Source organism: Methylobacterium sp. P1-11 (assembly GCF_008329595.1).
GTDB lineage: Bacteria > Pseudomonadota > Alphaproteobacteria > Rhizobiales > Beijerinckiaceae > Methylobacterium.
In genome coordinates this window covers 1-558 of sequence record NZ_NPKS01000124.1, presented here as the reverse complement: position 1 = coordinate 558, position 558 = coordinate 1, and the positions used below count along the sequence as shown (strand labels likewise).

At 76.2% G+C, this 558-nt stretch carries 1 protein-coding gene; it reads right to left on the bottom strand.

Translation table 11 applies throughout. The features are described 5' to 3' along the window. The coding region (locus CIW48_RS33025) for an AMP-binding protein (RefSeq protein ID WP_149314527.1) at positions 1 to 558 on the bottom strand (558 nt) is incomplete at both ends.

The following is a 558-nucleotide window of genomic DNA, read 5'->3' as shown; positions in this document are numbered from 1 at the left end:
TGTTGGCGCAGGCCTTCGGTGTTCCGGTGGAGCCGGAGGTGTGCAGGATGTAGGCGAGGGCGTCCGGGTGGGGCGCGCGGGTGCGGGGCCGGAAGGGCCGGGCGCCGTCCTCGCCCGCACCCTCGCCCGCACCCTCGTCCGCGTTGTCATCTGCGTCGTCCCGCGCGTTGAGGACGAGGGGCGGGCGTCCTGCGGCGTCGACGAGGGCGGGGGAGCGGTCGGCGAGCTCGGGCTGGGTGAGGAGGAGGTCGGCCTCGGCGGCGAGGGCGACGAGGCGGGCTTCGGGCAGTTCGGGGTTGAGGGGCAGGATGGCGGCGCCGGTCCTGAGGACGGCGAGCCAGGCGGCGAGCATGGTGCAGGACCGCTCGAGTGCGATGCCGACGAGGTGCTCGGGTCGGGCTCCGGCGCGGGCGAGGCGTCGGGCGATGGCGGTTGCGCGGGCGTCGAGGTCTGCGCGGGTCAGGCTGGTCTGGGCATCGGTGACGGCCGTCGCGTCCGGGTCGGCACCGAGCTGGGCGGCGAAGGCGGCGAGCACGTCGCCGGCACCGTCCGGATAGG